The sequence below is a fragment of the Erysipelotrichaceae bacterium 66202529 genome, from assembly GCA_017161075.1.
Classification (GTDB): Bacteria; Bacillota_I; Bacilli_A; order Erysipelotrichales; family Erysipelotrichaceae; genus Clostridium_AQ.
In genome coordinates, this window is the sequence record CP046174.1 from 4,438,736 (window position 1) to 4,461,680 (window position 22,945).

The window sequence follows — 22,945 nt, forward strand, 5'->3', positions numbered from 1 at the left end:
AAAATTAGGTAACGGATCTGTTTTCAACCCGCTTAAATCAGTGGCTATCGTACCGCAATCTAAATATATAGGCCGTCCTCTGTCGTCATATGGAGGACTGATGTATGGATCATCCGATACGAACCATTCAAAATCACCATATTTAGATATTGTTTCAATTGCTTCGTTTGCTAAATTGTCGTAATAATTTTTATCTATATCGTCTTCTTTATTAAGCTCCTTGACCATCTCTGATTCTAGCCATCGATATCCTTTTGTGCCAGCGGCAGCATAATATTTTCCTTCATTCTCACGATACAAAATACCCCCACCACAATCTGGTTTAATAGGACAAAATTGACCAACCTTACCAACAAATATATATTTATGACCGGTATCAATAATTGACTTCAGCTCTGCTATAGCAGCTTCATATTGTTCTGCAGACATATTACATTCCCCATATACGTGATAATGCATGTGTACACGAAGACCCCTTTGTATTTTAAGAAGTTCTTTCTCTTCTTTGGACACATCTGGAAATCCTTCATTCATATCTAAACATAAAGTCCCTTTTGACACGGCCTTTATTTCACACATATCGTCAAATGTTATAGATTCTTTTGTGAACAAATTCTTAAAAACATACGGAATCTGAAATTGTGTTCCAGTAGCAGTCCAATGCCCATCGCTTGCGTCTTTCGCGATATATACTGCATCGTTCACCAAGCACATTTTTTCATACGTAGCTTCATGCTCAAATTCATATCCGTACATTTTCCCATAATCCATAACGAATTGAATGATTTCCGGTGTTGCATCAGGTATCTTTATAGAATCGGTTTTAATATGTGCTACTGTAAAACCGCGATTCTGAACCTCATGTTTTAAATTCACCATAAATAAAGCTCCACGCTTAGCAACAATATTATCTTTATTCCGTGGATCTCTAAACGGATTATCGAATTTAGCAGAAGTTAAACCATATACCGAATTTATGGCTGTCTTTAAAGCATTGGCCAATTCCTTTGATGTCATTTCCCCATTTATTACTTTTTGAATATATGGTGTTAATTTTCCATCTAATATATTATTTACTGAATCCCAATCCTCATGTTTAATAGCTACACGACCATCTACGATTTCTTTAAATTTTCTAGTAAACTCTTCTCCGAATAATAATTCGGCAATCGCACTATGTGGATGCATTGAAACTATGTCCAATAAAGCAACCAAGCCATACATTCCAGGTTCGGCATATACGTAGCCACCTTCTCCTATCTCTTCACCTCGGTATATTGATTTTCCGAATTCATATTTGTATCCAGGAAATATGGGAAAGCCATCCTTGTTAAATCTTGTATAATCATCATAACCAAACTCTACATAATCTGAGAGATTAGTCTCACCCATATCACGATAATTGAACTGGTTTTGCGGATTTCTATTATTACCGAAAATAATCTTAGTAGTTAAGGTATTTGTAGTATCATTTACTGTCAACCCAGCCAAGTCTGCTAGAATCTGCCTAGCTGTCCAATCTGCTGATAAATAGTTAAATGCAGCTTCCGTAGCTATCACGTCGTTTGTACAATAATCGGCAACTTTCTCCCACAAATTTTCAGCAACCGGTTGGTTCCAAGGTAATCCCAACTCTTGATGGTGGATTCCCATTTCAATCTCCAGTTTTTTAAGACTCTTCTTATTTCCGGCTGAAGCAAAGTCATAAATATCAGTGTAAGAGACATTATACGCTTCACCAAAGAAAGCATTTCGGCTACCTGATATGATCTTTTGGGATAAATTATAAAGCTGTTCATTCGTATAACCCATCAATCTGGCATAAAGAATATGATTATCATATCTACGACAATTAAACCCAACTAATCGGAACTGCATGAGTTCTTCAATTTCAGTAGAGTTTGGATTTATCATTTTCACTACTGGCTTGCCTTCACCTTCCATTTTCCAACATATAACAAAAAGATTCGGAAAAACTTCCACATCATAGAAAATTAGTTTCGCGTCATCATTTTTTACGTTTTCGGAAGTCTCTGTAGATTTAAACTGCATCTTATTGACCAATTTAATACAGTAATCGGATTGATGCGAGCTACTTGCCGCAAAAGCTAATACGGCATTACGCATATCTGTTACATCATAATTCAATCCAGTTGAATAGGCGTCTTCGAGTATTTTATGTATAAAATCAATACTAGGTTTTGTTGCTGGGTGTATTTCTTTATTGAGATTACGCTTAATTAAGTCGCGAATACTTTTTTCACTTTTCACAGTTCCAAAATCAACCATCTTATCGTCTCCTTTCAATGGTAGTCCTGAACTAATGGTTGCGATTGGCAAATTATTGCATTTTGTAAGTTTCCTTCGTAATGAACTTTTACCAACGAACACTTTTATTTCGATATGATCGCCATATAACCTCCTAAGCTTATTAACATCTCCAGTATAAATATAGTGTAGATGTATTCCTTCCCCGCTTTTACTCAGTTCCGCATATGTGGCCGGCCATTTAGATGCAGCTTCAAGATTCAATTTAAAGTTTTTTTTACCGTTTTCATCAGGAATATCAAAATCAGCAACGATATGCTGTTGTTCTGGGACTTTGACATAATGAAGTTTTGACGTATCTAAATCACATAAGCGTGTCTTAACTTTGTCCCACGCTTTCATAGGAATACCACCATCAGTAGCGTATTGAGCAAGGTAACTAGCTGATTCCTTATCAAATACGGATTCAGTACAATCAAATTTCAACCAGTTACTTACGCTTTCTGATTCCGTTAGATCCGCATTTGGGCCAGAAGGTGTGTCGAATATGTCAGCTTTGAATGTTCTATAGTAATTACGGACTCTTGTTCCGTCATCAAGTAAAGCTCTTTCCTCGAAATCGGTGAAATAGTTCTTCAATTCTTCTTTGAAAATACGCCTTGGATTTGGATATTGTACTCTAGCGTCATCGCAATATTGCTTATACATCTCCCAAGCTGCCTTTAATGTTGTTCCATTCTCTTTTTTGAATACAAAATATGAATCCTCAACAAAGTTATAGAAATCGTTTGTTGCTCCCATCATGTTTTTAGGAATATAACCGTCATATCTTCCGGGATTTGATAAATATACATCGCGGCAATGATAAGCAATACCGCCAAGTTCAAAAGATATCTGCTTCGTTAGTCGTTTATAGTCATTTGTGCTCACCTTATCTCCTGTAGGAGACACATCGATTAAACGTCTGATAAGACCTGATTTTCCATCCGTAATTCGAACTGGTTTATTAGTTCCTAAAAATAAAAAGCACTTAAACTGATTAGCATAAGTGCTCTTAAATTTTTCATTGATTGTCATTAATTCATGAGAAACTAAACTATTCAATCTTGTATTATCTTCAATACGAGATAAATCACTATCATGTTGAATAGCAACAAGAGGATTTTCTTTAAAGGCTTCAAGCGCAAATGCATTGTTGGCTGATCCTAAAGCTTTAGCGTCTACAATTGAACAATAGCCGTCAAACAATTGCTGTATTATATTAAGGACGGTCGATTTTCCTGTGCCGGCCGAACCGTATAATACCATGAATTTCTGTATTATTTTTGAATCGCCACTAACAATAGCTCCTATGGCCCATTCGAGCTTATGACGTTCATCTTCAGAATATAGAATAGACATTAACTCATCATATGCTGAAATATCGCCAGCTTCTAACGGATACGGCAATCGTTTGCTTGCATAATCTTCTTTTTTTGTAATATCGTTTGAAAATATGAGCTTCTCGTCAAGCATATGATAATTATCACGCATCTGACGCTGACAATATTTGTGCCAACGATCAACAACACCACTATCCGCATCCCACATATACAAAATATGAATGCTTCCTTCAAACTTATTTTTATTAGCATCAGCGTATTGTTTCAATTCTTTATCCACCAACCTCACAACATCTTGTTCATCGGTAGACCAAAGCCCTTTTTTTTCCATCCAAACTGCGTAAAAATCACCGCCACGTATCATTAGATCATTGCTTTTTTTTATGATAAATTTAGGATATATTTCTATGACACCCTGTTTTGGGGATCGGTATGAAATCATTAAGAAGTCTATCATCACACTTCGCTCCTTTCCCTATACGGTTGCACCGGCAATATCCTTAATTGAAAAATCATAATTATCATCAAAATACCACATCGTCTGATACCATATCTCAACAGACCTCATATCGTATCTTGGATTATTGACTGTAAATAATCCACCTTTACCATTCGACTCATACGTTCGATTAAGAAGCCTCGTAACTACATTTTCTACGTAATTAGTATCAAATTGCGAATCAAACATGTGGCCAAGTTCCAAGTTGACGATCATGTTCCAAAACCATTGACCAGTTCGATCACCATAATCTGAATCATCCATTATAGTTTCTTCTACTTTGTATGAAAGTGATATCATCATCTCAAGTAAATTGCATGGGTCAATGTCTAAATATCGTTCGATATCCGCCCTTGGTATTTTATTTTCATACCCAAAACGATAACGAAAATCAATACCATCACATGCTCTATTACTATCTTTTTCTAAAATATAAATGAATTCAGTATTATATAGATGATAAAGAAGCTTGCGATAAGATAAACCGTTAGAGTATTTATCATTACACACAAGCTTATACATCCATTCAAAATATTCGCTTTTCAAGTCATAGGGCATCAGTCTTCCTGCTGATGGTCTACACTATCGTAGATATCTGCGTATTTTCTCTCATCAAGCATTATTTCATAATCGGTCTTCAAGTCTTCATTTCGTACAAAGACTGTATCATCTTCATATTCACCAAAATGATTTAATGAATCATAACCAACGGTTCCTTCAATATCATCAACAAGATCATCGTCTTCATCAGCAAGATACTTATCAGCATAATATGTCCAACTTAGAGCCTCATAGTCATTATATTCACCAAAATCTTCAGGTGGAATCACGTATGGTCCATCCACAGGCTTCACCTCCTTATTCTTTTCAGGTTCTGAATAACTAGAATAATTAACGTTATCCAAAATATCATTGTAAATCGTCTTATCTTTTTCCGAAGCTTTTTCCTTAGACTTTATGTCTTCATTATCATCCGGCTTTTTCACCATATCTGAGAATGTTTTCTTTACAGAATCAATTTCATCCTGTGCAATTTTTTCATATTTCTTTTTTACATAGTTCCATGTCGAAGCTGAGCCAAACAAACCTCCTAATATAAAGATTAACGCTGTTTTTTTCATCAATTACTCCTCCTCGTACGAATCATTCTTTACAGTTAACACCGTAACTGCCAAACTTCCAAAAAACATTGAAGCACTTAATAGTATACCGCCGATAATATGTCTTTTTTTCTTCGTATCCAACACTGTGTCAATTACTGTTACCACGTACTCTAGTCCTTCCATCATTCTTACCTCCAGATAATACAAGAAGACCGCTTACTAAACAAGCACATGCCATTGAAGCTAATGCATAGGATATGAAACTTAATTTATTCATTTTATACCTCTTCCTTCTTAATGCTGGAGCAGATGACAGTAGTCGAATTGATCCTGTTGCGGATTTCCCGAACCAATGCCGTCTACCCCTAACGTTCACATCAAATCCCAGATGTTTCCGTCTACATTGAAATCTAATATGATATTTCTCTCATGACCATTAACAAAGTAACTTTTTGCGACGTCATTAGTGTCATAGATACCAAAATCTACATAATTATCCCCAATAGGATGTGCTTTATCATAAACCCATCCAACAATACGACTTGCTTTTGTTTCTGGAATACCGAGCATATCATATACTTCACTAAGGAACAAATATCCTTTTGCTTTTAATTTATCATTAGCATAACGTTCTTGCCTTCTCAAAAACATAAGATTATACTCAGCATCTTTTTCCCAATATGGATTACCTTCAGCAAAGAATTTAGCATAGTCGCTATATTTGTCAATTTCAGCAGTTTCCACAACTTCGTTTACTGTCTGCTCTTGTCCATTTTTATCAACGATATTCTTTTCTATAGTTTTTGCTTTGATGTTGTATTTCAATTCCTTGTCTATTTGATCACCAAATCGTTCTACCACTCTTCCTCGATACTCTTTAAACCCCTTATCAATAGTAGCATAAGCTGCCGCAAGAGCTACATTACGTTTGCTTAGGATACGGTGCGACATTAAGATACTCGTCAGTGATAGCGTACCCAATACAGCAGAAGGACCATACAATTTAACAAATTTGATTCCCGTCTGCATATAGACGACTCGTAAATCCTGTTTCGTATCCTCCTCCGTGTACGAAGAACCTTCTGGCAATGTTTCAGGCATTGAAGAAGCTGAATGAATAGTATCTAAATCTTCTTTCGCCTTATCCATAATATCGTTAATCTTTGTAGTAGCTTTACAAGCCATTACCGTACTGGTCACAACTCCAACAACACCAGCAGTAATAAGGATCGCTGGACTATGTTTTCTAACGGCAAAGCCAGTTTTATGCATCAACCGAGATGCTTTAGTAAAATCTATTTTTTTCATTGTTATTTATCTCCTTTTCTGTTTGCGGAAATCTCTCCACCACACGCAGCGTACCCGGCCAAGTCTACAAAGCTGTCTTCAGTTGCCGTTCCTGTTTTGATGCGTGCAATTTTCAGCATTGACATCATCATAGACACGTCCACCGCCGTGAGTTTGTGTCCGGTATATGTAGACCATAAATCTGCGATGATTGTAAAGTTATCTTCAGGTGTTCCATAGTCATCAGCTCGCTGACCACATACACAAGTCTTAGCCTTATCAAGAATTGTTTCTCTTGTTGTTTTGATTTCTTTAGTCACTATCCCTTCTACTTCGTTAACCTTCGGCAAACCTAATTTTTTGCGGAATTGATTTGGTGTAATTACAGCTGTTAAATCAATCGGTCTCGGTAATTCCAAAATAAAACCATCTTTAGTAGGAACGAGATTACATTTATTTAAGGTGCACCACCCATAATTATCAGTATAACAGCCCGTAACCCTGATAATATCATACAAATCTCCCACCGAAGCAAATCCGTAGTCCCGTATAATCTCTCTTATCATACCAAAAATATGCATAGATTCTTCCACACTGCTACATTTAACCTCAATCATATTTCTCCTCCTAATCAATCGGTAAAGCTTTTGGCATACGGATCACGTAGCCATCTCTTACTCTATCAATGCGTGCATTACGTATATCAGTCCATCCATAATCATTATCCGTATAGCTACCTGTCACACCAACAATATCATATAGGTCACCAACAGAGGCAAATCCATATTCGTCAATAGTTTCATCGAGTCTCATCAGAACGGCCTCTGCGTCTCCACGGCTTTCGAGAATGACTTCGTCATAACTATAAGTGCTTCTAGTCGCAGGTCTATAGCTTCGTCGCTCATTTGAGTAATCGTTATAATTTCTATAAGAAACTTTAGAAGCTGCTGCACCAGATTTTTTTGTATGACCGGTTTCCCCATATAGAATCATATCGATTCCGTTCGTAACGACTTCGGATATTATTTTTTTAAAAGACGGAATCAAAATATCAAATACTACTGATTCCTTTACTTTTGAAATATCATCTGAGATGAAAACATCTGTGATTTTTCTTACTTCACTTTTCTTCTTCGTCTTAACAGATCCAGAAACGATTTTATCGCATCGTCTTTCTCTCTTACTTTTGTGCGAATTTGCTTTAAATTCTTCCATTACCTCATGTCCTTTCGTCTTCCAGTATAATATCCCCTGGTAAATGTATCCTTACATTCGCCGTAAAATTGTTCTCCTTCTTGAATCTGTATTCAAGGTTTGATCGTGCTTTCCTTTTGGTTGGTGCATATGTTGAACCAAACCAATGATCAGTCACACATTTACCAAAATAAAGTACTGGTCCGTTGTAAATATAAAGTTTCATGTTTGGATCCTTTCATAAAAGAAAAAGAAAGATACTTCTATTAAAAGTATCCCTCTTCTCAACATTAGTCTTCGACTTCAGTTTCTTTAACTTCAACGTTTTCGATAACTGGTTCCACTGTCTCTTTAGATTTGTTGAATCTCTCCTTAATCTTTAACGCTGCGGGTTTAACCAGCTTTTTGTATGCTACAGTACTTAGTGCACCAATAGCTACTCCTGCTAATAAACCTACAAGATTATTTGATCCAGAAGTTTCTTCAAATTCATCCTCATAAACCTCATTCAAAACCTCGTTTTCGTTTGTTTCGTTTACATTAATTTCATCCATTTTATTGTCCTCCCTGATTAATGTTTCTCATAATACTACATGTTTATTTCGCGTATTTTAATATATCTGTGAGTAATCATATTTTGGTGGTATGTTAAAATCAATCACCAAACATGGTGTTCCGTTGGTCGCAAGCATTGCGTCTTTTTCTACTTCTAATAATCCCCAATCAGAGCACCATCCAAGTGTCCGTCCAAGTTCAATAGGTTCCAAACCAAGTTCTATATAAAAATCATTTAACGATACATACAGTTCCTGCACCATTTCTCGATTCAAAATATTAACGACCTTGTTTATATGCTCAATATCGGATTTGAAATAACGTCCGGATAAACTATCATAACAAAGAGTATCTCCTTTTTTTGTGATAAATACTTCTCTGTTTTCGACTGGATTATTAGCTAATTTTTTCTCATATACTTTTTCTTTTACTTCTTTCTCTTTTTTCTCTCCAATCGTTTCTACCACGGCATTTTTATAATCTAAAAGCGCGGCCTCTGAGATCTTATAAGCGGTAGTCAACACCGCCATTCTTTTTGTGTTGATCGAATTAGCACTAAGTAAACATATGGTCGAAGCTGTGCCTAGAATCATGGCCGGAATATATGGTCGCCAACAAGTTTTAATGATTTCCATAGGTTTCAATTCCGTTATTTCCTGACGGTCACTCCAACTCTGTGCTTCTGATGCTTCTTCAGCCTCTTTACGTTCTATTTCATTGTCCTTCAGCTGTAATGCTTTGGGTGTAGCACGCACTGCTAACACTGTTGTTGCGAACATTCCAGCGATACCTAAACCAATCAGTATCTGTTGTGTACGTTTGACAACTCCTTTATGAAATCCTCTAGATACATTCCTTAAATCTGTTTTCTTCATTTCTTTTCTCCTTTCAGATTTATAAACAAAAGAGCCCTTATTAGACTCCTTAGTTTCCGAATTTTTCTGTTAGTGCCTTAGCTACTTCTTCTTTCACCTTTATGTCGATTTCTTTATCACCAACATAATTTGATAATATTGACGCGGCAAAACCTAACAATGTTGCTCCTAAACCTAAAATTCTTAAAGTATTATTTTTCATTTGTGTTCTCCTTTTCACGCTGTCATTTCAAGCTCATCTACATCATGTGTCGGCGCATACAGAATCTCAATATCTATATATTCCATATGATCAGTCTTGGCAATTCTGTGATTGAAATCGATCCAATAGAATTCATCTTCAATTTCCCAACCGGTAACTGAGCCATAATCGGTTAATTCCAACCCCAAGAATTCATAAAATTCATTTAAGTATGCATATCCTCGAAGGACAAAATTTCTGTTTAAATGGTATTCTGCAATCAACACTCTCTCCATAGTTGACTCAAAAAATCTATTAGAGTATTCATCATAGAACTTTATAGTCGTTGTTGAATAATCATTAGGTAATAAATTACCGACACTACATATACATTCCGTGTAAATATTTATATCATCTGCCTTTTCTACTGCTATTGCGTCAACAATTTTACTATGAGCTTCTTCACCATACATTTCTTTAACTTTGTTCCTATAATTCTTATAAGAATTGTTAACAAGTGAATAGGCACTAATTAAAGATGCCTGTTGTTTACGGTTAAAAGCATTAGCACTAAGCAAACATATGACAGTCGACACTCCAATAGCCAAAGTTGAGATATAAACTGGTGCTACAATTTTGATAACCTCATGCTTATTTACCAGTTCTTTCTGCTCTGATTTCTTTTCATCTAATAATCGTACAGCCTTGACAGTTGCTTTTGCTGTCATGATTGATGTAGCAATAACTCCTACAGTTGCGATACCAGTCAATATCGTTGATACATTAAGTTTTAAAAATCTTTTAGAATTATTGATTAGACTATTCATCATCTGCCCCCTTTCTGCAAATTAAAAAGAAGAGTTTTAGTTTGATTATTCTTCGTAGTAGAATATCAAATTTTCAACTCTCTTTATAATCTTAGTTTCGAATAATAAATCAATCATTGTACATAGACCAAGCAATATCAGTAATACCAATACTATAAAAAGCAATGTCATACCTAAAGCTGATATCATTGTACATAAATCTGTTAATTTCATAATTCGTTACCTCCTTTTCATTAAAGAAACTGTAATTTTCGCGAAAAGGAAAAGCCTGTGTTGGCTAATCCTTCTTAAGTTCTGGATTGCACTCCGGATGCAAGTTTAGTGTCATAGTTACTTGCCCAGTCTCTTCGTCGGTTTTAAGCTCAACTAATTCTGCATAAAAATCCTTCTCGATAGAATTGACAATCTTTTTTATATAACTAAACATGTTCATAGTTAACACTCCTTTTCATCATAGTGAATGTAAATAATGCGAAAAGAAAAAGAGTTGTTGAATTTACTCTTTTCTATTTAAAAAGCAACTCTCTAACTCTATTCATCAAATTAGTACCAAATAATTGGTCACATACGACTGCTAAATATGTTAATCCAAACATTATTAAGCATACCCCACTAAACCAGCAAATCCAAATTATCTTAGTGATTATACAGTAAATTATGTGCGGTAAACCCACCAACATGTCTTTTATTATAAAGCTAATTTCTGTTATGTTCATCATTATTTGATTCCTCCTTTTCATTATAGTGGTTGTAAATATCGCGAGATTAAATATCTTTTCTATCGAAGCATGTTTCCCATCGTTCTCTTGGAATCGGTTTCATCTTTAGTGCCCACATGATTTGCCTTATTGACGCTGTTGGATATAAACCTTCTATACATTCTTTCGCTCGTTCATCGAAGAATGCTTTAAATTTTGGATGTAAATATAAGGAATCAGTAAGCCATGGATCTATTTCAGACCACCATGTTCTTTTCGTTTCGGAATCAAATCTTTGCTGAATAACTGCTAGCCCTTTATTGTTTATCATAAATAACGTACATCGGTTATAAACCGGATGATTGCATTCATATATGCTTCCGTACTTCGACAAAAATATTTCCGGCTTTTCGAAATGATATCGCATTCATACAACCTCCTGAGAAAAAGAAGAGTCATATTTAGACTCCTCATTTGAACCCTATTCCGCTTCTCGGTATCAATCTAGCCATGAAACTTTTACCAGCATCTGATGCGACAGTGTCCTCCTTTTCAAAGTCCCAGGATTTTAATGCACCCCAAACCGTAATACCCGCCATAAGCAGAGTGCCTCCAATACTTATCCAATTTTTCACTTTTTTGTCTTTGTTCTCATCATCAAGTTGCTTCAATTTGATTTCCGTATCAATTTCTCGATCACGTTCTCTCACATCAGCTTCAATTTCGATTTTCTCAAGTTCAATAAGTCTATCAGTAAGCTTAGTAGCCCCATCTACAGTTGACTTGTATTCGTCCTTTCCAAGTTCCATTCTCCCCAGTTCTTCAATTTCTCGATTCACTTCTTCGCGTAATAATGCTTTAGTCTCCACTTTTAAATTCCTCCTTCAACGTTATACGTTTCATAATAGAGCCTGTTATTTAAGCGATGGATTAGTTTCATCCTTAACTCGTAGAATAACTTTCTTTTTCTTTGCTAGAATATCAAAATTGTCTATTTCTATTCGATAGACATCTGTGTCTAGTTCTGGATGTTCAATTCTTAAAGTTCCAAATGCTTTCATACGGTTATAAATAATTGCACTGATACAAGAACCAAATACATTTCCAATAGTGAACCAAAATAAAAAATCCAACATTTAAAGCATCTCCTTTCTTTGAATTTTTCATAATACAAAAATACCATTGTTTTTCGTCACCCGAGTACGGAAGATTCTGAAATTTTAATCTAGGTTAATATTTTGACTAATCTAGATTAAAAGAAAAAAGAAAGAGCCCTTATTGACTCAATCTTCCGTTTTTGATGTAACTTTTAGTTTATCAATCAAATGTTGCATTTCTTTTCGAGCTTCAGTTCGTCCTTTGTGATAATTGTAATTGCCATAGCACATTGTGCCAAATACAATACCTCCTATGATTTCTAAACTCGTTAATCCTATTGCAAATTTTTCAAATTTGTTAAACATAAAATCATCTCCTTTCATTAGAGAAGCTGTAAAAAGTGCGAAAAGAAAGAGTCGTTAACGACTCAGTCTTTTGATTTGTGAAATCGATAAAGTATAATCGTACCAAATGTTATTAAGAATATAACCAATCCTAAAACTATTTTTGATCCATTTTTCTTAATATACTGCACTTTTATACACCTCCATTTTCATTAAAGAGAATGCGTATAGTGCGTAAAAACAAAGAGTCTATTTAAGACCCTTCGCTTCTTTAATTTGATCTGCTTTCTTTACGATTCCAACCCATTCTTCAACCTTTTCAACTGGACATTTAATTTCGATTGATATTTCGTCAGGGCTCTTACCTTTATGGTAAAGTCTTGAAGTCTTACCAATAAAATAACATAGCCTATGTATTGGTAGGTTAGAGCAATCATACATAAAAGTCATCTCCTTTCGTAATACACCTTGTATAATCCGCGTACTTCTAATCTAGGTTAGATTTAGAGCTATATATCGTCCTTTTACGTAAGTCTGACCAATTAATATATCGCTCTTTATTACACACCGGACAAAAGAATCTATTGACCTTTCCACCTATATCAGTAAACTCATTTGCTTCACCCTCCAGACGACTTCCACAATTTGGACAATTGAACCTATAAACCCGCTTAACTGCCACACCAACAATTTTCATATCACAACCTCACTTTACTGAGTATCCAAAAGAATCGTCTATAACGGTCATAATATGTGTCTTTGCTGCAAGGCATTCCTAATCTTGATTTAAGATAAGTAAACGACAATTCTTCTGTCACCCCTCGCAAAATATAATAGCTTAGTTCAGAATCAGCTTCATATGCAGCTTTTTCAATGGTATCTATTCTATTACTGTAAACAGTCTTGTCTATGGCGTTTCTAGCTACAATATCACTTGGTGTTTTACTTCCGGTTGATACTTCTATCAAACTTGTGGTGTACATAGTTATATCAGCGATATCTTCGTAAGCCTTTTTCCATATAGGATACTGTAGACAGAAATGTTTAAGCTCATAATATCTATGCTTTTCTATCCAATATTTATTCTTTGGTGAAAGTTTAGCTCTTATAACGGTTCCCATCACACACGTTCTCCTTTCCATACATATCCTGTTTCTTCCCATAACTTTTTGGGTGAAATATAAAAGTTGATTCTTCCTAGTTTGCTATCCATTTCTTCAATCTTTGTCACAAGTTTTCCTTTTCGTGTTGCTTTACCTATCGGTAGCCATCCGCACACTATTCCGGTTCGTACCCATGCCGGGTCCTTACTGTATACTTTAGCTGCTATGGCTACTGGTACTGACCCTTTTCCAAATTTAATCTCGTCCATCTACGTTTACCTCCGTTCGATGGCAATTGTAAGAGATTTACCATTTTTCATAAAAACAAACTCAGTGGTAAAACCGACAAAAAAAGCCGTATTTAACGGCTCGAAATATCTATTTCATTTATCCATCGTTTCATGGTGATTTCACAGGGATAATCTTCATATCCGAATGTATCGGATGAAATACGACCCTCTATCACACTATGGATTATGTCCTTATGATATTGCTTAAACGGTAACATATAGTCTGGGGTAACCCGAAGCGTATGACCACAATTTGTACATCTTAATCTACGTACTTTCACCTTTCTAGTTCGATGTCGTTCAGCCCTAACAACTCTTTGTACATTGTCATAACGTTTTAAATATCCACTGCATATTGGACATTTAACTTTATTTTTCTTAATCATATCTGTCCCTTTCTTTCGTATTTATACCCCATAAAAGATATCCCATAATTGTCAAATGTAGGAGTTGACAATTCCTACATTATAATATATAGTTAAATTGAAATCAATAGAAAGGGATGATTAGTTATGCTTATACAATGTCCAGAATGTGAATTACAGGTAAGTGATAAAGCAATAGCCTGTCCACATTGTGGTTATCCAATGAAACCTGATGCGGTACCCAGGAAACCTAGAAACAGGAGCAATAAACGTAAGCGCCTTCCAAACGGTTTTGGTCAAATAAGTGAAATAAAAAACAGAAATCTTAGAAAACCATTTCGTGCTATGGTTACTGTCGGTAAAACTTCTGCTGGAAGACCGATATGTAAACCACTAAAACCTCAATCGTTTTATGAAACATATAACGATGCTTATGCAGCATTAGTAGAATATAACAAAAACCCTTATGATCTTAGTGATAATATTACAATGAAAGAACTATATGAAAGATGGTCAAAAACTTATTTTGAAACATTAAGTGATTCGGCTATTAGAAATATCACATCTGCATGGAAATATTGCTCCAGCATATATGATATGAAAGTTATTGACGTAAGGATAAGACATATAAAGGGGTGCCTTAATGACGGTGTATCTACTATAAACGGGGTGGAAAAGAAAACAAATGCATCTAGAAAAGCAAAAATTAAATCAGTAATGAGTTTAATGTTTGATTATGCTATTGAATATGAACTAATAGATAAAAACTATGCAAGAGCATTCAAATTATCAAAAGAGGATGTAAAAGAAAACAATAAGATTGATAAAAAACATATTTCATTCACAGAAGAAGAATTAAATATTTTGTGGGAAAACGTAGAATCCATGGAATATGTGGACGTCATACTCATCCAATGCTATTCCGGATGGAGACCTCAGGAATTAGGACTTATTAAACTAAGCGATGTGAATCTAGAAGATGGATTTATCATTGGCGGTATGAAAACAGATGCCGGTAAAGAAAGAGTGGTGCCGATTCATTCCAAGATTCTTCCATTAATTGAAAAGAAATACGAAGAGGCTAAAAAATTAAATAGTGAATATCTTATTAATTATCTTGGAAAAATAAAAAAAACGTCAGGTATAAAACTTACTTACGATAGTTATAAAAATCAATTTTGTAAAATAATAAGCAAATTAAACCTTAATCCAAAACATAGGCCTCACGATGGTCGTAAGACTTTTACTACACTTGCTAAAAAATACCGATTAGATGAGTACGCAATAAAATATATCATGGGTCATTCTATTAGTGATATTACAGAAAAAATTTACACTGATAGAGAAAATATTTGGTTAAAGGAGGAAATTGAAAAAATAAAATAGCGTGTAAATAGAAAAAAAAATGCAGGAGGACTTAAAACCATCATTTATGATAGAATTAAACCTTCCTGCATTTCATTATTGTGTAGGAATAATATAGGAATTACCTACATTTGACAACTTTTAACAACGCTTAACAAAGTCGTAAAACACGATAAATAAAGGATTTTATGCACTATATTAGTATTTTTATGCTTTTCGATATAAAACAGTTGAAAGGAGCTATACAGGGGATGAACGGAGTAAATATTTAAAAGTCATACACCTGTTTCATGTCGTCAATGCGACCCTTACTGAGGGGAATGCGTACATCCTCCATACCATTGAGCTTTAATGAATAGGAATTTCTTGTCCACTTCACGATTTCAACGACCTTTTGCATATTTACCAAATAGCTTCTGTGTGAGCGATAAAAGCCAAAATGCTTCAATTTTGATTCCAGCTCCTCCAATGTTAAGGTACAGTAAAAGCTGCTCGCACGGACATGCAGATAGCTTTTCCCATCCAGACTCTCTATATAATCAATTTCATTTGGATTAAAAAGCAATATCTTTTCATCCATTCTTGCGGATATTTTCAAGGGCTGCTGAGGATTTTCTAGCGTATCCATATTTTCAATCGTATGAAGCTCCTCCTGCTCATCAAGATAATAATGCTCTCCCGGCATCATGCATATATCCTTTAATGAATTGGAAGTAATGTATACTCGCCTTTTATCATCCTCCAGTGAACCAATCCATTCCATAATAATTTTTACATCATCCTGTTCCAGATTGCGAAGCGGTTCTTTTACATACAAAATATCCTTATGTACAATTATTTCTCTTGCACACATAACACGATAAATTTGTGAAGATGTTAACGCTGCATTTTTGGTATGACATAAGTCCTGAAGATGCATCATGCTGATTGCAGGCTCAAGCAAATCTCTGTGATTAGATAAATCGGCATAAAATTTCAGATATTCCTTTACTCTCATAGATTTGTAAACAGCATCCTCAATGGAAATTATTCCAATGGACGGATACAGCTTCAACAGCATTTGTTCGATATATTCAGCATAGTGATCCTTGCATTCAAAACAGAAACAACCGTTTTGATTGAATTCCAAAACATCCTGCAGCTTTCTTTGTTTCATAATGATTCCCCTTTTTTAATATTGTAGCCTTAGCGGCTTTCTTTTGCAAACAAAGATATGCATTTATTTACCGAAAAAGCATGGCTATGATAAGAAAGGTCATTAAAGATGCTATCTGAAGCCTATATGTATATACCAGAAACGGGAAATGTATAGATCTGAATTCTTTTAACATTATTGTAGAGCTTATGATAATGTAGCAACAGAAATTAGTTCATCTTCCTTTTTAAAGACAATGCAAGACTCATTTGATTCTAGTTATTTTCAGGCAAGCCTGTTTCCTTCAAAATAGGCAGAAGCCTCAATCAAGCATTACAGCTGTACGTTTTGTACATATCTTTATACTGATTCTTTTATTCACTAAGATTTTAAAACTACAATCATGGAAGTCTTATGCATTTGTCCTTTGATTTTTATTCGATTGCAATCAGATATGTTGCGAAGGCATAGGACAGATTACGAATTAAAGAAAGCTCATCCTCATTCCATTCATGAATCCTTCGATCATTCATACCGATAATACCAATAACCTGATGATCATATAAAATCTGATGCTGCAGAGTTGCCTGAATATGATAACGTTCATACTCATTCAAATACTGTATCTCCTCATTATGTATCTGATTCTGATAATACAGATGCCGTTCATCAAAGGATTTGAGATAAACAGGATCCGTTTGAATATGCACATGTTTGCATGCATAGTTTTTTTCCAAGTCATAGATATAAACCCTTCCCATGGAATAACTATCATTCTCAAAACGTAATAAAAAGATATTTTTTACATTCATAGCCCTGCAAATAAACTTCATGGTCTGTGCAAGGAGTTCATCCTGCTTATCGAATACATTCAGCATTTCAAATACCTTTGGTAATATATCGTTTACCGTCACTTCATGACGATCCTTTCGCTTCTCTTTTTTCTGCATAATCTGACTGAAATAATCATTTTTATAAACAACAAATTGATCACGTCCGTTTGCTTTTGCTTCATATAGAGCATGATCTGCTTTCATAAAAATATCTTCAAAATCCTTTTCTGCATCGACGATGCAAATTCCCATGCTTACCGTTAAATGCCGGTGGTATCCGGTTAGCTGCATTGTTCTAATATTATCAATTATCCGCTGTGCATTTTTTTCAATATCATCGATCTGCTTAATATGTTGTAAATAAATACAGAATTCATCGCCACCAATGCGTCCAACCAGGTCATCCTCTCTCAGATTGTTTTGCAGATTGGCAGCTACCTCCACTATTACCTGATCACCTACAAGATGTCCACAGGTATCATTTATCATTTTAAAATTATCTATATCCAGAATAAAGAACGCACCCTTCTCATTTTTATTCTTATCACGGATTACATCCAGAACATGTGTCCGGAATGCTGTTTTATTTAACACCTCAGTGAAAGGATCCAGCTTATTGCTGCGAAGCAGCTCTTCATTGCGCTGTAAAATAATATGCTGTTCATATAATGCATTCTCCAAATCCATCTTATTCAGGATACTCTGTAAATTATTCCGTTTTTCCTGCTCTCTGGCTTTTCTGTTTAACCGATAGGCTTCCAGTAAATGAAGATACAATTCTTCCCTGGAACAAAACTGCATTGCCAATTCCACCTTGATATCCGCAAGGCGAGCAGAGTTAATGGAATCCGGATGATGTGCCTCCATCTTTTCAAGATTGCGAAAGAGCAGATATGCCTGATCCTTTAGCTTCAAAGAAATACATATTTGAATGCAATCCATATAATTTCTTACAGTATTTTTATAATCAGAGGATTTTGCAGCAATCTCCAGAAAATCATATAAGCATTGCTTTAATTCTGAAATATGTTTTCTATGCCATAGTTCAAAAATGCGCAGCATAATTCTATTTTCTTCCAGTACGATATGTTTATTTTCACTAAAATATTTTAAGAATACTTCATACCATGGAGCTGCCTCTGCGGCCCGGTTCAGCTTCATATAAACCATCAGGATATTTGTCAGAATAATACCGTCATTCAGTTCAAATTTCATATGCAGCTTTCTGCGTTCCTGGAAAGCACGAATAAAATATTCGATTCCCTTCTCCTCACAATCTATTTCATGAAACAGGGTACCGAGGTTGTTGATAATAGCATAGTGATATTCAAATTCCGGATGGTCAATTGTCAGATAATATGCTTTCAGAAAATAGTGCAGGGAAGTAAGAAAATCACCAAGATCCGAATACACAATTCCCTGAAGATTGTGAACATAAGCCAGAATTTTTAAATATTCATTTTTTTCACTGATTTCTTCACTATTAAAACAGCTTTGCAGACACGCCTTATAATTACCTACTGAAAATTCATAAAATGCCTGAAAATATAATGCAGCAGCACTATAATATGTATCCTGATGCAGCTGTGCTATGTCAAGCAGCTGCCGGGCAGTCTGTGCTACTTCCTCCAGCCTTCCCTGCTCACGCAGTATGAGCAACTGTTTTTCCAAAGTAGCAGCTTCTTCCTTATATGCTTCCATGCCTTTCCTCTTTTCTATAACGATATTACAGCTTTTCGACAAATTTCGCACATGGAAAGGGAGCCATGCAATTTTGCATGACTCCCTGATTCTTATGCTTTTTCTTCGCTGTAAACGATTTTCAGACGTCGCTGATTACCTTCACCCTCACTAACGGTTGCTATATGCTTCATATTGGCTAAATAGTTATGTATAGCCTTTCTTTCATCCGCCGGCATAGGATCAAGAGTTGCATCGGTTTTTGTCCGCTGTACGCTTTTTGCAACTCGAAGAGCCAATGAACATACCTTTTGATATTTTTCTTCCTTATATCCGTTGATATCAATCAGAACACCGATACGGCGCTTAAACTCACTGGAAGAAGCAGATTTGAGCACTGTATTGATTGCCTGCAGTGTCTGTCCGTTTTTTCCAATTAGAATAGCATTGTTTTCAGCATCCAGATTTACACGGAAGTATTCCCCATCATCCACTACATCGATGGAAACCTCCATGTGAATACCTTCGAAATAGGTCTGCAGATACGTTTTCATAAATTCACGAATATCATTTCTGCAGTAAGCCGTTATGGTTGTTTTACTGCCAAGTCCGAGAAATCCTGAGGTTTCCTCTGTAACGGTATAGGTAAGCTCTTCAACGCTTACTCCCTTGTCAGCAGCAGCCTGTTTCAATACATCTTCCAGATTTTTGCCAGTATACGATTTCATTCTGTACTCCTCCTAATCTTTGATAAAGAATTTGTGGATTACAATGTTCTGAATTACCCTTGCCAGAGAGTTTACCAGCCAGTAGAAGGACATACCAAGCGGCCAGTTGATTGCGAAGATGGCAATCATACCGGTACTCATATACATCATCATGTTCATGGAGCCCATCATACCATTTCCGCCCTTTTTCTTAGGCTCAGCATATTTCTTCTCTTTGATATTTAATTTTTTCTTACGATGCTCCTGGAGCCACTGCGGCATCTTGAATGACAGCAGCTGGAAGGCAACCATCAATACGAATATTACTACATACCAGTAATTTCCTAAATTAAATCCTTCGATCGGTGTCTTAGCCAGGTTGATTCCCTGGAAGGATCCGGTAACCACGCTGTAAGCACGCATGGTGGCCTGATACATACCCAGAATTACCGGGAACTGTATGAATGTAACCAATAGCGTACCAAACGGATTGATTTTGTATTTGCTGTAAAGCGCCTGCATTTCCTGTGCCTGCTGCATCTTGGAACGATCATCTGTTTTACCTGCATATTTTGCCTGTATCTTATTCATTTCCGGCTGAATTGCCTGCATACGCTGTGACGCTACCTGTGATTTGATTGAGAACAGGAATATCAGCAGCTGAATCAGGAAGGTCGCTGCAATGATACCGATACCTGCATCACTGAAATCTGCTACAAAGTTAATCAGGAATGCAATCGGCCACACGATCAGCCCATTGAACCATCCTTCATCTATTGCATCAGAGAACGTTGTTTTTTCGATTGTAATCAGATCATCTGCTTTATAATCCTTATACTTTTTTTGAAGCTCTTTATCATCTGGAATGTCAACTTCTCCGCGCTTCACCTGAACGTCCTTGATCGTATAAATGGAATTGACGTATGTCTTACCATTTTGTCCACGTGGAACACTACATCCGGTCAGTGTAACGACCATCAGCATAACGACCAGAAGAAACTTCTTTTTGTTTCTAAAAAAATCTTTCATCTTTTTGTCTCCTCGCTAAGTTTGCCTACCTTTATATTTTAACTTTTTTAACCAATCTTTCCAAGAGTTTTTTGTTGTTTATATAATTTTCTTCATGATATTTAACGCGAACGAGTATAATCGTATCAAAATTCTCATTAAAAGTATAAATATCCTGTACCATCATGCGTACCTGACGCTTGATTTTATTACGTACAACAGCTTTTCCCATTTTCTTTCCTACGGAAATTCCTACTCTTGCATGATCTTCTTTCCGCGGCTTTACATAAATAGCAAAGGAAGGACAGGTGTAAAATTTTTTATAATTCATGATCTCGGCGAACTCCTGGCTTTTTTTCACACGATATTCCTTTTTCATGCAGTTCTTCCTTTCTCTTTTCCGCTTCTTTGATGCCGTTTACTTCCTGCCATACGCTTTCACAACATCATACGCTTAATCATAGCCTAAATCAGGTAAAAAAGCAATAACGTACGGTAGGAAACAGTCCAAATAAAAGGGGTTTTGAATATATTGGTAAAGAAAAAAAATCACCCTGCGGTGATTTTTTATGCTGATAACACTTTTCTACCTTTTGCACGGCGACGCGCTAATACTTTACGTCCTCCTACGGTAGCCATACGGGCTCTGAATCCATGTGTTTTCTGGTGTTTTCTTTTGCTCGGTTGATATGTTCTTTTCACAAGAGCCACCTCCACTTCTTCTTTATCATTTTATACAAATTGAGCATTGCTTTAAAATTATACATAAAAACTGCATTAAAGTCAATAATTCATTGAAATTATTTGAAAATGCCTGAAGTGAAAAGTTACGATTTACATATAATTACAGCAAATACCTATAAATATATGCTGTCTTTTATAGCTATAAGTATGATGAGGCAATGAAAAAAGTCCTTATTTCCACCTTAAATCCTCTTATATCTTATCAGCTTAAAAGATCACTACATTCATGGACCTATGACAGCATATATGCAAACAGCTATGCTTTTTTCAATTTTTATGCAATATAACACGCTATATACAATGAAAAAACATTTATTTGTCAAACCATGCCATTTTTCGACAGAACATATATGTAAGAATAGGAAACAGCGCGACGATTAAAATCGAAACGATAACAAATATAAAAATACTTGCCGTAAAAAACAATATGGTAGTTATCAGTGCCTGCAACAGCAGCATAATACCGTAGACGATTCTGGTCTCTATGCCTAAACTCATAACAGCATACAGAAAAATAATTCGTGCCGCAACAAGGACAGCAGCGATACCAAAGAAGACAGACATAGAGGATACCTGATCCGCAAGCAATACAAAAGACAGTAATGCCAGAAACAATTCCAGCAACAGACTCATCTGATATGTAGTTCCTAAACGGTGCTGTATCATGCGATTTGTACTTTTTTCAAACCAGCTCATAATTTCACATCCTATTTTCAATTTATCCGGCCTATTTATTATATAGGAAGTTGAAAGGGAACACAAATACCCTATGAAATTACATCTTCTTTCATATATTTACAGAGTTTTCAACCGATTTGCAGCTGCATGGTGGAAAACTGTGCCTTTATACAGTATAAAACCGGTATATGATGAGAAAATGCATAAAATCAGTGCCTGATTTAATTTTCCACGATTCTTCCACAGTAAAAAAAACAGATGTTTTCCACCATATGTGGAAACAGTAGAAAAGTGTTATAAAGGCTTTATTTATCATATATTATGACCCTAGATACATATGGAAAATTGTTTCTGTTCCCTACTTGTTTTCCACTTTTCCACACAAACACGGTTTCCACTGTCTTATTTTCCCCATGTTTTCCATATGGAAAGCTGTGGAAAGTGGAGAAACCCCCTTATATATCAGCTTTATTGTACTTTTTCCTGTGGATAAATCATGTGTAAAAATAATAATTGCTATTTACAATTCCATATACACCAAATTTCGGTGGAAAACTTATTCTATAGTTTTCCAGATTCTTAATAAAGCAAAAATCTTTTCATATTTACCATAAATATATAACTTTTTTTAGACATTTTTTGATTCCCAGCATCTTCATCAGAATAGCCGTGGTATTTTTCCACAATCTATAGTAAAATATAAGGTGCATGAAAAAGGAGTCGTTT

28 protein-coding genes and 1 pseudogene are annotated in these 22,945 nt (G+C 35.5%); 1 reads left to right on the forward strand and 28 read right to left on the reverse strand.

Features of this window, described 5'->3' with window-relative positions; all coding sequences use genetic code 11:
• Positions 1–99: 99 nt before the first annotated feature.
• From GKZ87_21055 to GKZ87_21155, 21 genes and pseudogenes are all read right to left on the reverse strand, one after another.
• Positions 100–4,107, reverse strand: a pseudogene (locus tag GKZ87_21055) (hypothetical protein).
• Between the two features lie 18 nt (positions 4,108–4,125).
• Positions 4,126–4,707 (reverse strand): hypothetical protein, encoded by a 582-nt coding sequence (locus tag GKZ87_21060; GenBank protein ID QSI27814.1) that lies wholly within the window; start codon positions 4,705–4,707, stop codon positions 4,126–4,128.
• Positions 4,707–5,273 carry a hypothetical protein gene (locus GKZ87_21065; GenBank protein ID QSI27815.1) on the reverse strand — a complete coding sequence of 189 codons (567 nt, stop codon included), beginning with the start codon at positions 5,271–5,273 and terminating at the stop codon, positions 4,707–4,709. The genes GKZ87_21060 and GKZ87_21065 overlap by 1 nt, the downstream gene beginning before the upstream one ends.
• Positions 5,274–5,435 carry a histidine kinase gene (locus GKZ87_21070; protein ID QSI28038.1) on the reverse strand — a complete coding sequence of 54 codons (162 nt, stop codon included), beginning with the start codon at positions 5,433–5,435 and terminating at the stop codon, positions 5,274–5,276.
• Between the two features lie 189 nt (positions 5,436–5,624).
• Complete coding sequence (locus GKZ87_21075; protein ID QSI27816.1) at positions 5,625–6,560, reverse strand: hypothetical protein; 936 nt, start codon at positions 6,558–6,560, stop codon at positions 5,625–5,627.
• Between the two features lie 2 nt (positions 6,561–6,562).
• Positions 6,563–6,826, reverse strand: coding sequence for a hypothetical protein (locus GKZ87_21080; protein QSI28039.1), 264 nt, complete (start codon positions 6,824–6,826; stop codon positions 6,563–6,565).
• 340 nt (positions 6,827–7,166) lie between these two features.
• Positions 7,167–7,754: a hypothetical protein gene (locus GKZ87_21085; GenBank protein QSI27817.1), complete on the reverse strand. Its 588-nt coding sequence runs from the start codon at positions 7,752–7,754 to the stop codon at positions 7,167–7,169.
• A gap of 269 nt (positions 7,755–8,023) precedes the next feature.
• Entirely contained in the window at positions 8,024–8,287 is a 264-nt protein-coding gene (locus GKZ87_21090) for a hypothetical protein (protein QSI27818.1), read from the reverse strand.
• Between the two features lie 57 nt (positions 8,288–8,344).
• Positions 8,345–9,163, reverse strand: a complete 819-nt coding sequence (locus tag GKZ87_21095) for a hypothetical protein (protein ID QSI27819.1) — start codon at positions 9,161–9,163, stop codon at positions 8,345–8,347.
• Positions 9,164–9,212: 49 nt separating this feature from the next.
• A complete protein-coding gene (locus GKZ87_21100; protein ID QSI27820.1) occupies positions 9,213–9,365 on the reverse strand; it encodes a hypothetical protein in 153 nt (50 codons plus the stop codon).
• A 14-nt stretch (positions 9,366–9,379) separates the two neighbouring features.
• Positions 9,380–10,174 carry a hypothetical protein gene (locus GKZ87_21105; GenBank protein ID QSI27821.1) on the reverse strand — a complete coding sequence of 265 codons (795 nt, stop codon included), beginning with the start codon at positions 10,172–10,174 and terminating at the stop codon, positions 9,380–9,382.
• Between the two features lie 42 nt (positions 10,175–10,216).
• The gene (locus tag GKZ87_21110) at positions 10,217–10,384 is read right to left on the reverse strand and encodes a hypothetical protein (GenBank protein QSI27822.1); all 168 of its coding nucleotides are present in this window, start codon (positions 10,382–10,384) and stop codon (positions 10,217–10,219) included.
• 64 nt (positions 10,385–10,448) lie between these two features.
• Positions 10,449–10,604 carry a hypothetical protein gene (locus tag GKZ87_21115; protein QSI27823.1) on the reverse strand — a complete coding sequence of 52 codons (156 nt, stop codon included), beginning with the start codon at positions 10,602–10,604 and terminating at the stop codon, positions 10,449–10,451.
• A 332-nt stretch (positions 10,605–10,936) separates the two neighbouring features.
• Positions 10,937–11,296, reverse strand: a complete 360-nt coding sequence (locus tag GKZ87_21120; GenBank protein ID QSI27824.1) for a hypothetical protein — start codon at positions 11,294–11,296, stop codon at positions 10,937–10,939.
• Positions 11,297–11,339: 43 nt separating this feature from the next.
• Positions 11,340–11,738, reverse strand: coding sequence for a hypothetical protein (locus tag GKZ87_21125; GenBank protein ID QSI27825.1), 399 nt, complete (start codon positions 11,736–11,738; stop codon positions 11,340–11,342).
• Positions 11,739–11,783: 45 nt separating this feature from the next.
• A complete protein-coding gene (locus GKZ87_21130; GenBank protein ID QSI27826.1) occupies positions 11,784–12,005 on the reverse strand; it encodes a hypothetical protein in 222 nt (73 codons plus the stop codon).
• 147 nt (positions 12,006–12,152) lie between these two features.
• Entirely contained in the window at positions 12,153–12,332 is a 180-nt protein-coding gene (locus GKZ87_21135; protein QSI27827.1) for a hypothetical protein, read from the reverse strand.
• A 228-nt stretch (positions 12,333–12,560) separates the two neighbouring features.
• Positions 12,561–12,752 (reverse strand): hypothetical protein, encoded by a 192-nt coding sequence (locus tag GKZ87_21140; GenBank protein QSI27828.1) that lies wholly within the window; start codon positions 12,750–12,752, stop codon positions 12,561–12,563.
• Between the two features lie 46 nt (positions 12,753–12,798).
• Entirely contained in the window at positions 12,799–13,008 is a 210-nt protein-coding gene (locus GKZ87_21145; GenBank protein ID QSI27829.1) for a DNA-directed RNA polymerase, read from the reverse strand.
• 1 nt (position 13,009) lies between these two features.
• The gene (locus GKZ87_21150) at positions 13,010–13,432 is read right to left on the reverse strand and encodes a hypothetical protein (protein ID QSI27830.1); all 423 of its coding nucleotides are present in this window, start codon (positions 13,430–13,432) and stop codon (positions 13,010–13,012) included.
• Positions 13,432–13,683 carry a hypothetical protein gene (locus GKZ87_21155; protein QSI27831.1) on the reverse strand — a complete coding sequence of 84 codons (252 nt, stop codon included), beginning with the start codon at positions 13,681–13,683 and terminating at the stop codon, positions 13,432–13,434. The genes GKZ87_21150 and GKZ87_21155 overlap by 1 nt, the downstream gene beginning before the upstream one ends.
• Positions 13,684–14,216: 533 nt before the next feature.
• Between GKZ87_21155 and GKZ87_21160 the strand changes: the two genes are divergently transcribed.
• A complete protein-coding gene (locus GKZ87_21160) occupies positions 14,217–15,455 on the forward strand; it encodes a tyrosine-type recombinase/integrase (GenBank protein QSI27832.1) in 1,239 nt (412 codons plus the stop codon).
• 247 nt (positions 15,456–15,702) lie between these two features.
• Here the strand turns inward: GKZ87_21160 and GKZ87_21165 are convergent, their stop codons facing one another.
• The 7 genes from GKZ87_21165 to GKZ87_21195 all read right to left on the reverse strand — a co-directional run bounded on the left by GKZ87_21165 (position 15,703) and on the right by GKZ87_21195 (position 22,237).
• On the reverse strand, positions 15,703–16,590 hold the full coding sequence (locus GKZ87_21165; GenBank protein ID QSI27833.1) for a LytTR family transcriptional regulator: 888 nt from the start codon (positions 16,588–16,590) through the stop codon (positions 15,703–15,705).
• 413 nt (positions 16,591–17,003) lie between these two features.
• The gene (locus tag GKZ87_21170; protein QSI27834.1) at positions 17,004–19,103 is read right to left on the reverse strand and encodes a diguanylate cyclase; all 2,100 of its coding nucleotides are present in this window, start codon (positions 19,101–19,103) and stop codon (positions 17,004–17,006) included.
• A 92-nt stretch (positions 19,104–19,195) separates the two neighbouring features.
• Positions 19,196–19,810 (reverse strand): KH domain-containing protein, encoded by a 615-nt coding sequence (locus GKZ87_21175; GenBank protein ID QSI27835.1) that lies wholly within the window; start codon positions 19,808–19,810, stop codon positions 19,196–19,198.
• A 12-nt stretch (positions 19,811–19,822) separates the two neighbouring features.
• On the reverse strand, positions 19,823–20,818 hold the full coding sequence (yidC, locus tag GKZ87_21180) for a membrane protein insertase YidC (protein QSI27836.1): 996 nt from the start codon (positions 20,816–20,818) through the stop codon (positions 19,823–19,825).
• Positions 20,819–20,849: 31 nt separating this feature from the next.
• The gene (gene rnpA, locus GKZ87_21185; protein QSI27837.1) at positions 20,850–21,176 is read right to left on the reverse strand and encodes a ribonuclease P protein component; all 327 of its coding nucleotides are present in this window, start codon (positions 21,174–21,176) and stop codon (positions 20,850–20,852) included.
• Positions 21,177–21,364: 188 nt separating this feature from the next.
• Positions 21,365–21,499: a 50S ribosomal protein L34 gene (gene rpmH, locus GKZ87_21190; protein ID QSI27838.1), complete on the reverse strand. Its 135-nt coding sequence runs from the start codon at positions 21,497–21,499 to the stop codon at positions 21,365–21,367.
• A gap of 354 nt (positions 21,500–21,853) precedes the next feature.
• Positions 21,854–22,237 (reverse strand): hypothetical protein, encoded by a 384-nt coding sequence (locus GKZ87_21195; protein ID QSI27839.1) that lies wholly within the window; start codon positions 22,235–22,237, stop codon positions 21,854–21,856.
• Positions 22,238–22,945 lie beyond the last annotated feature (708 nt).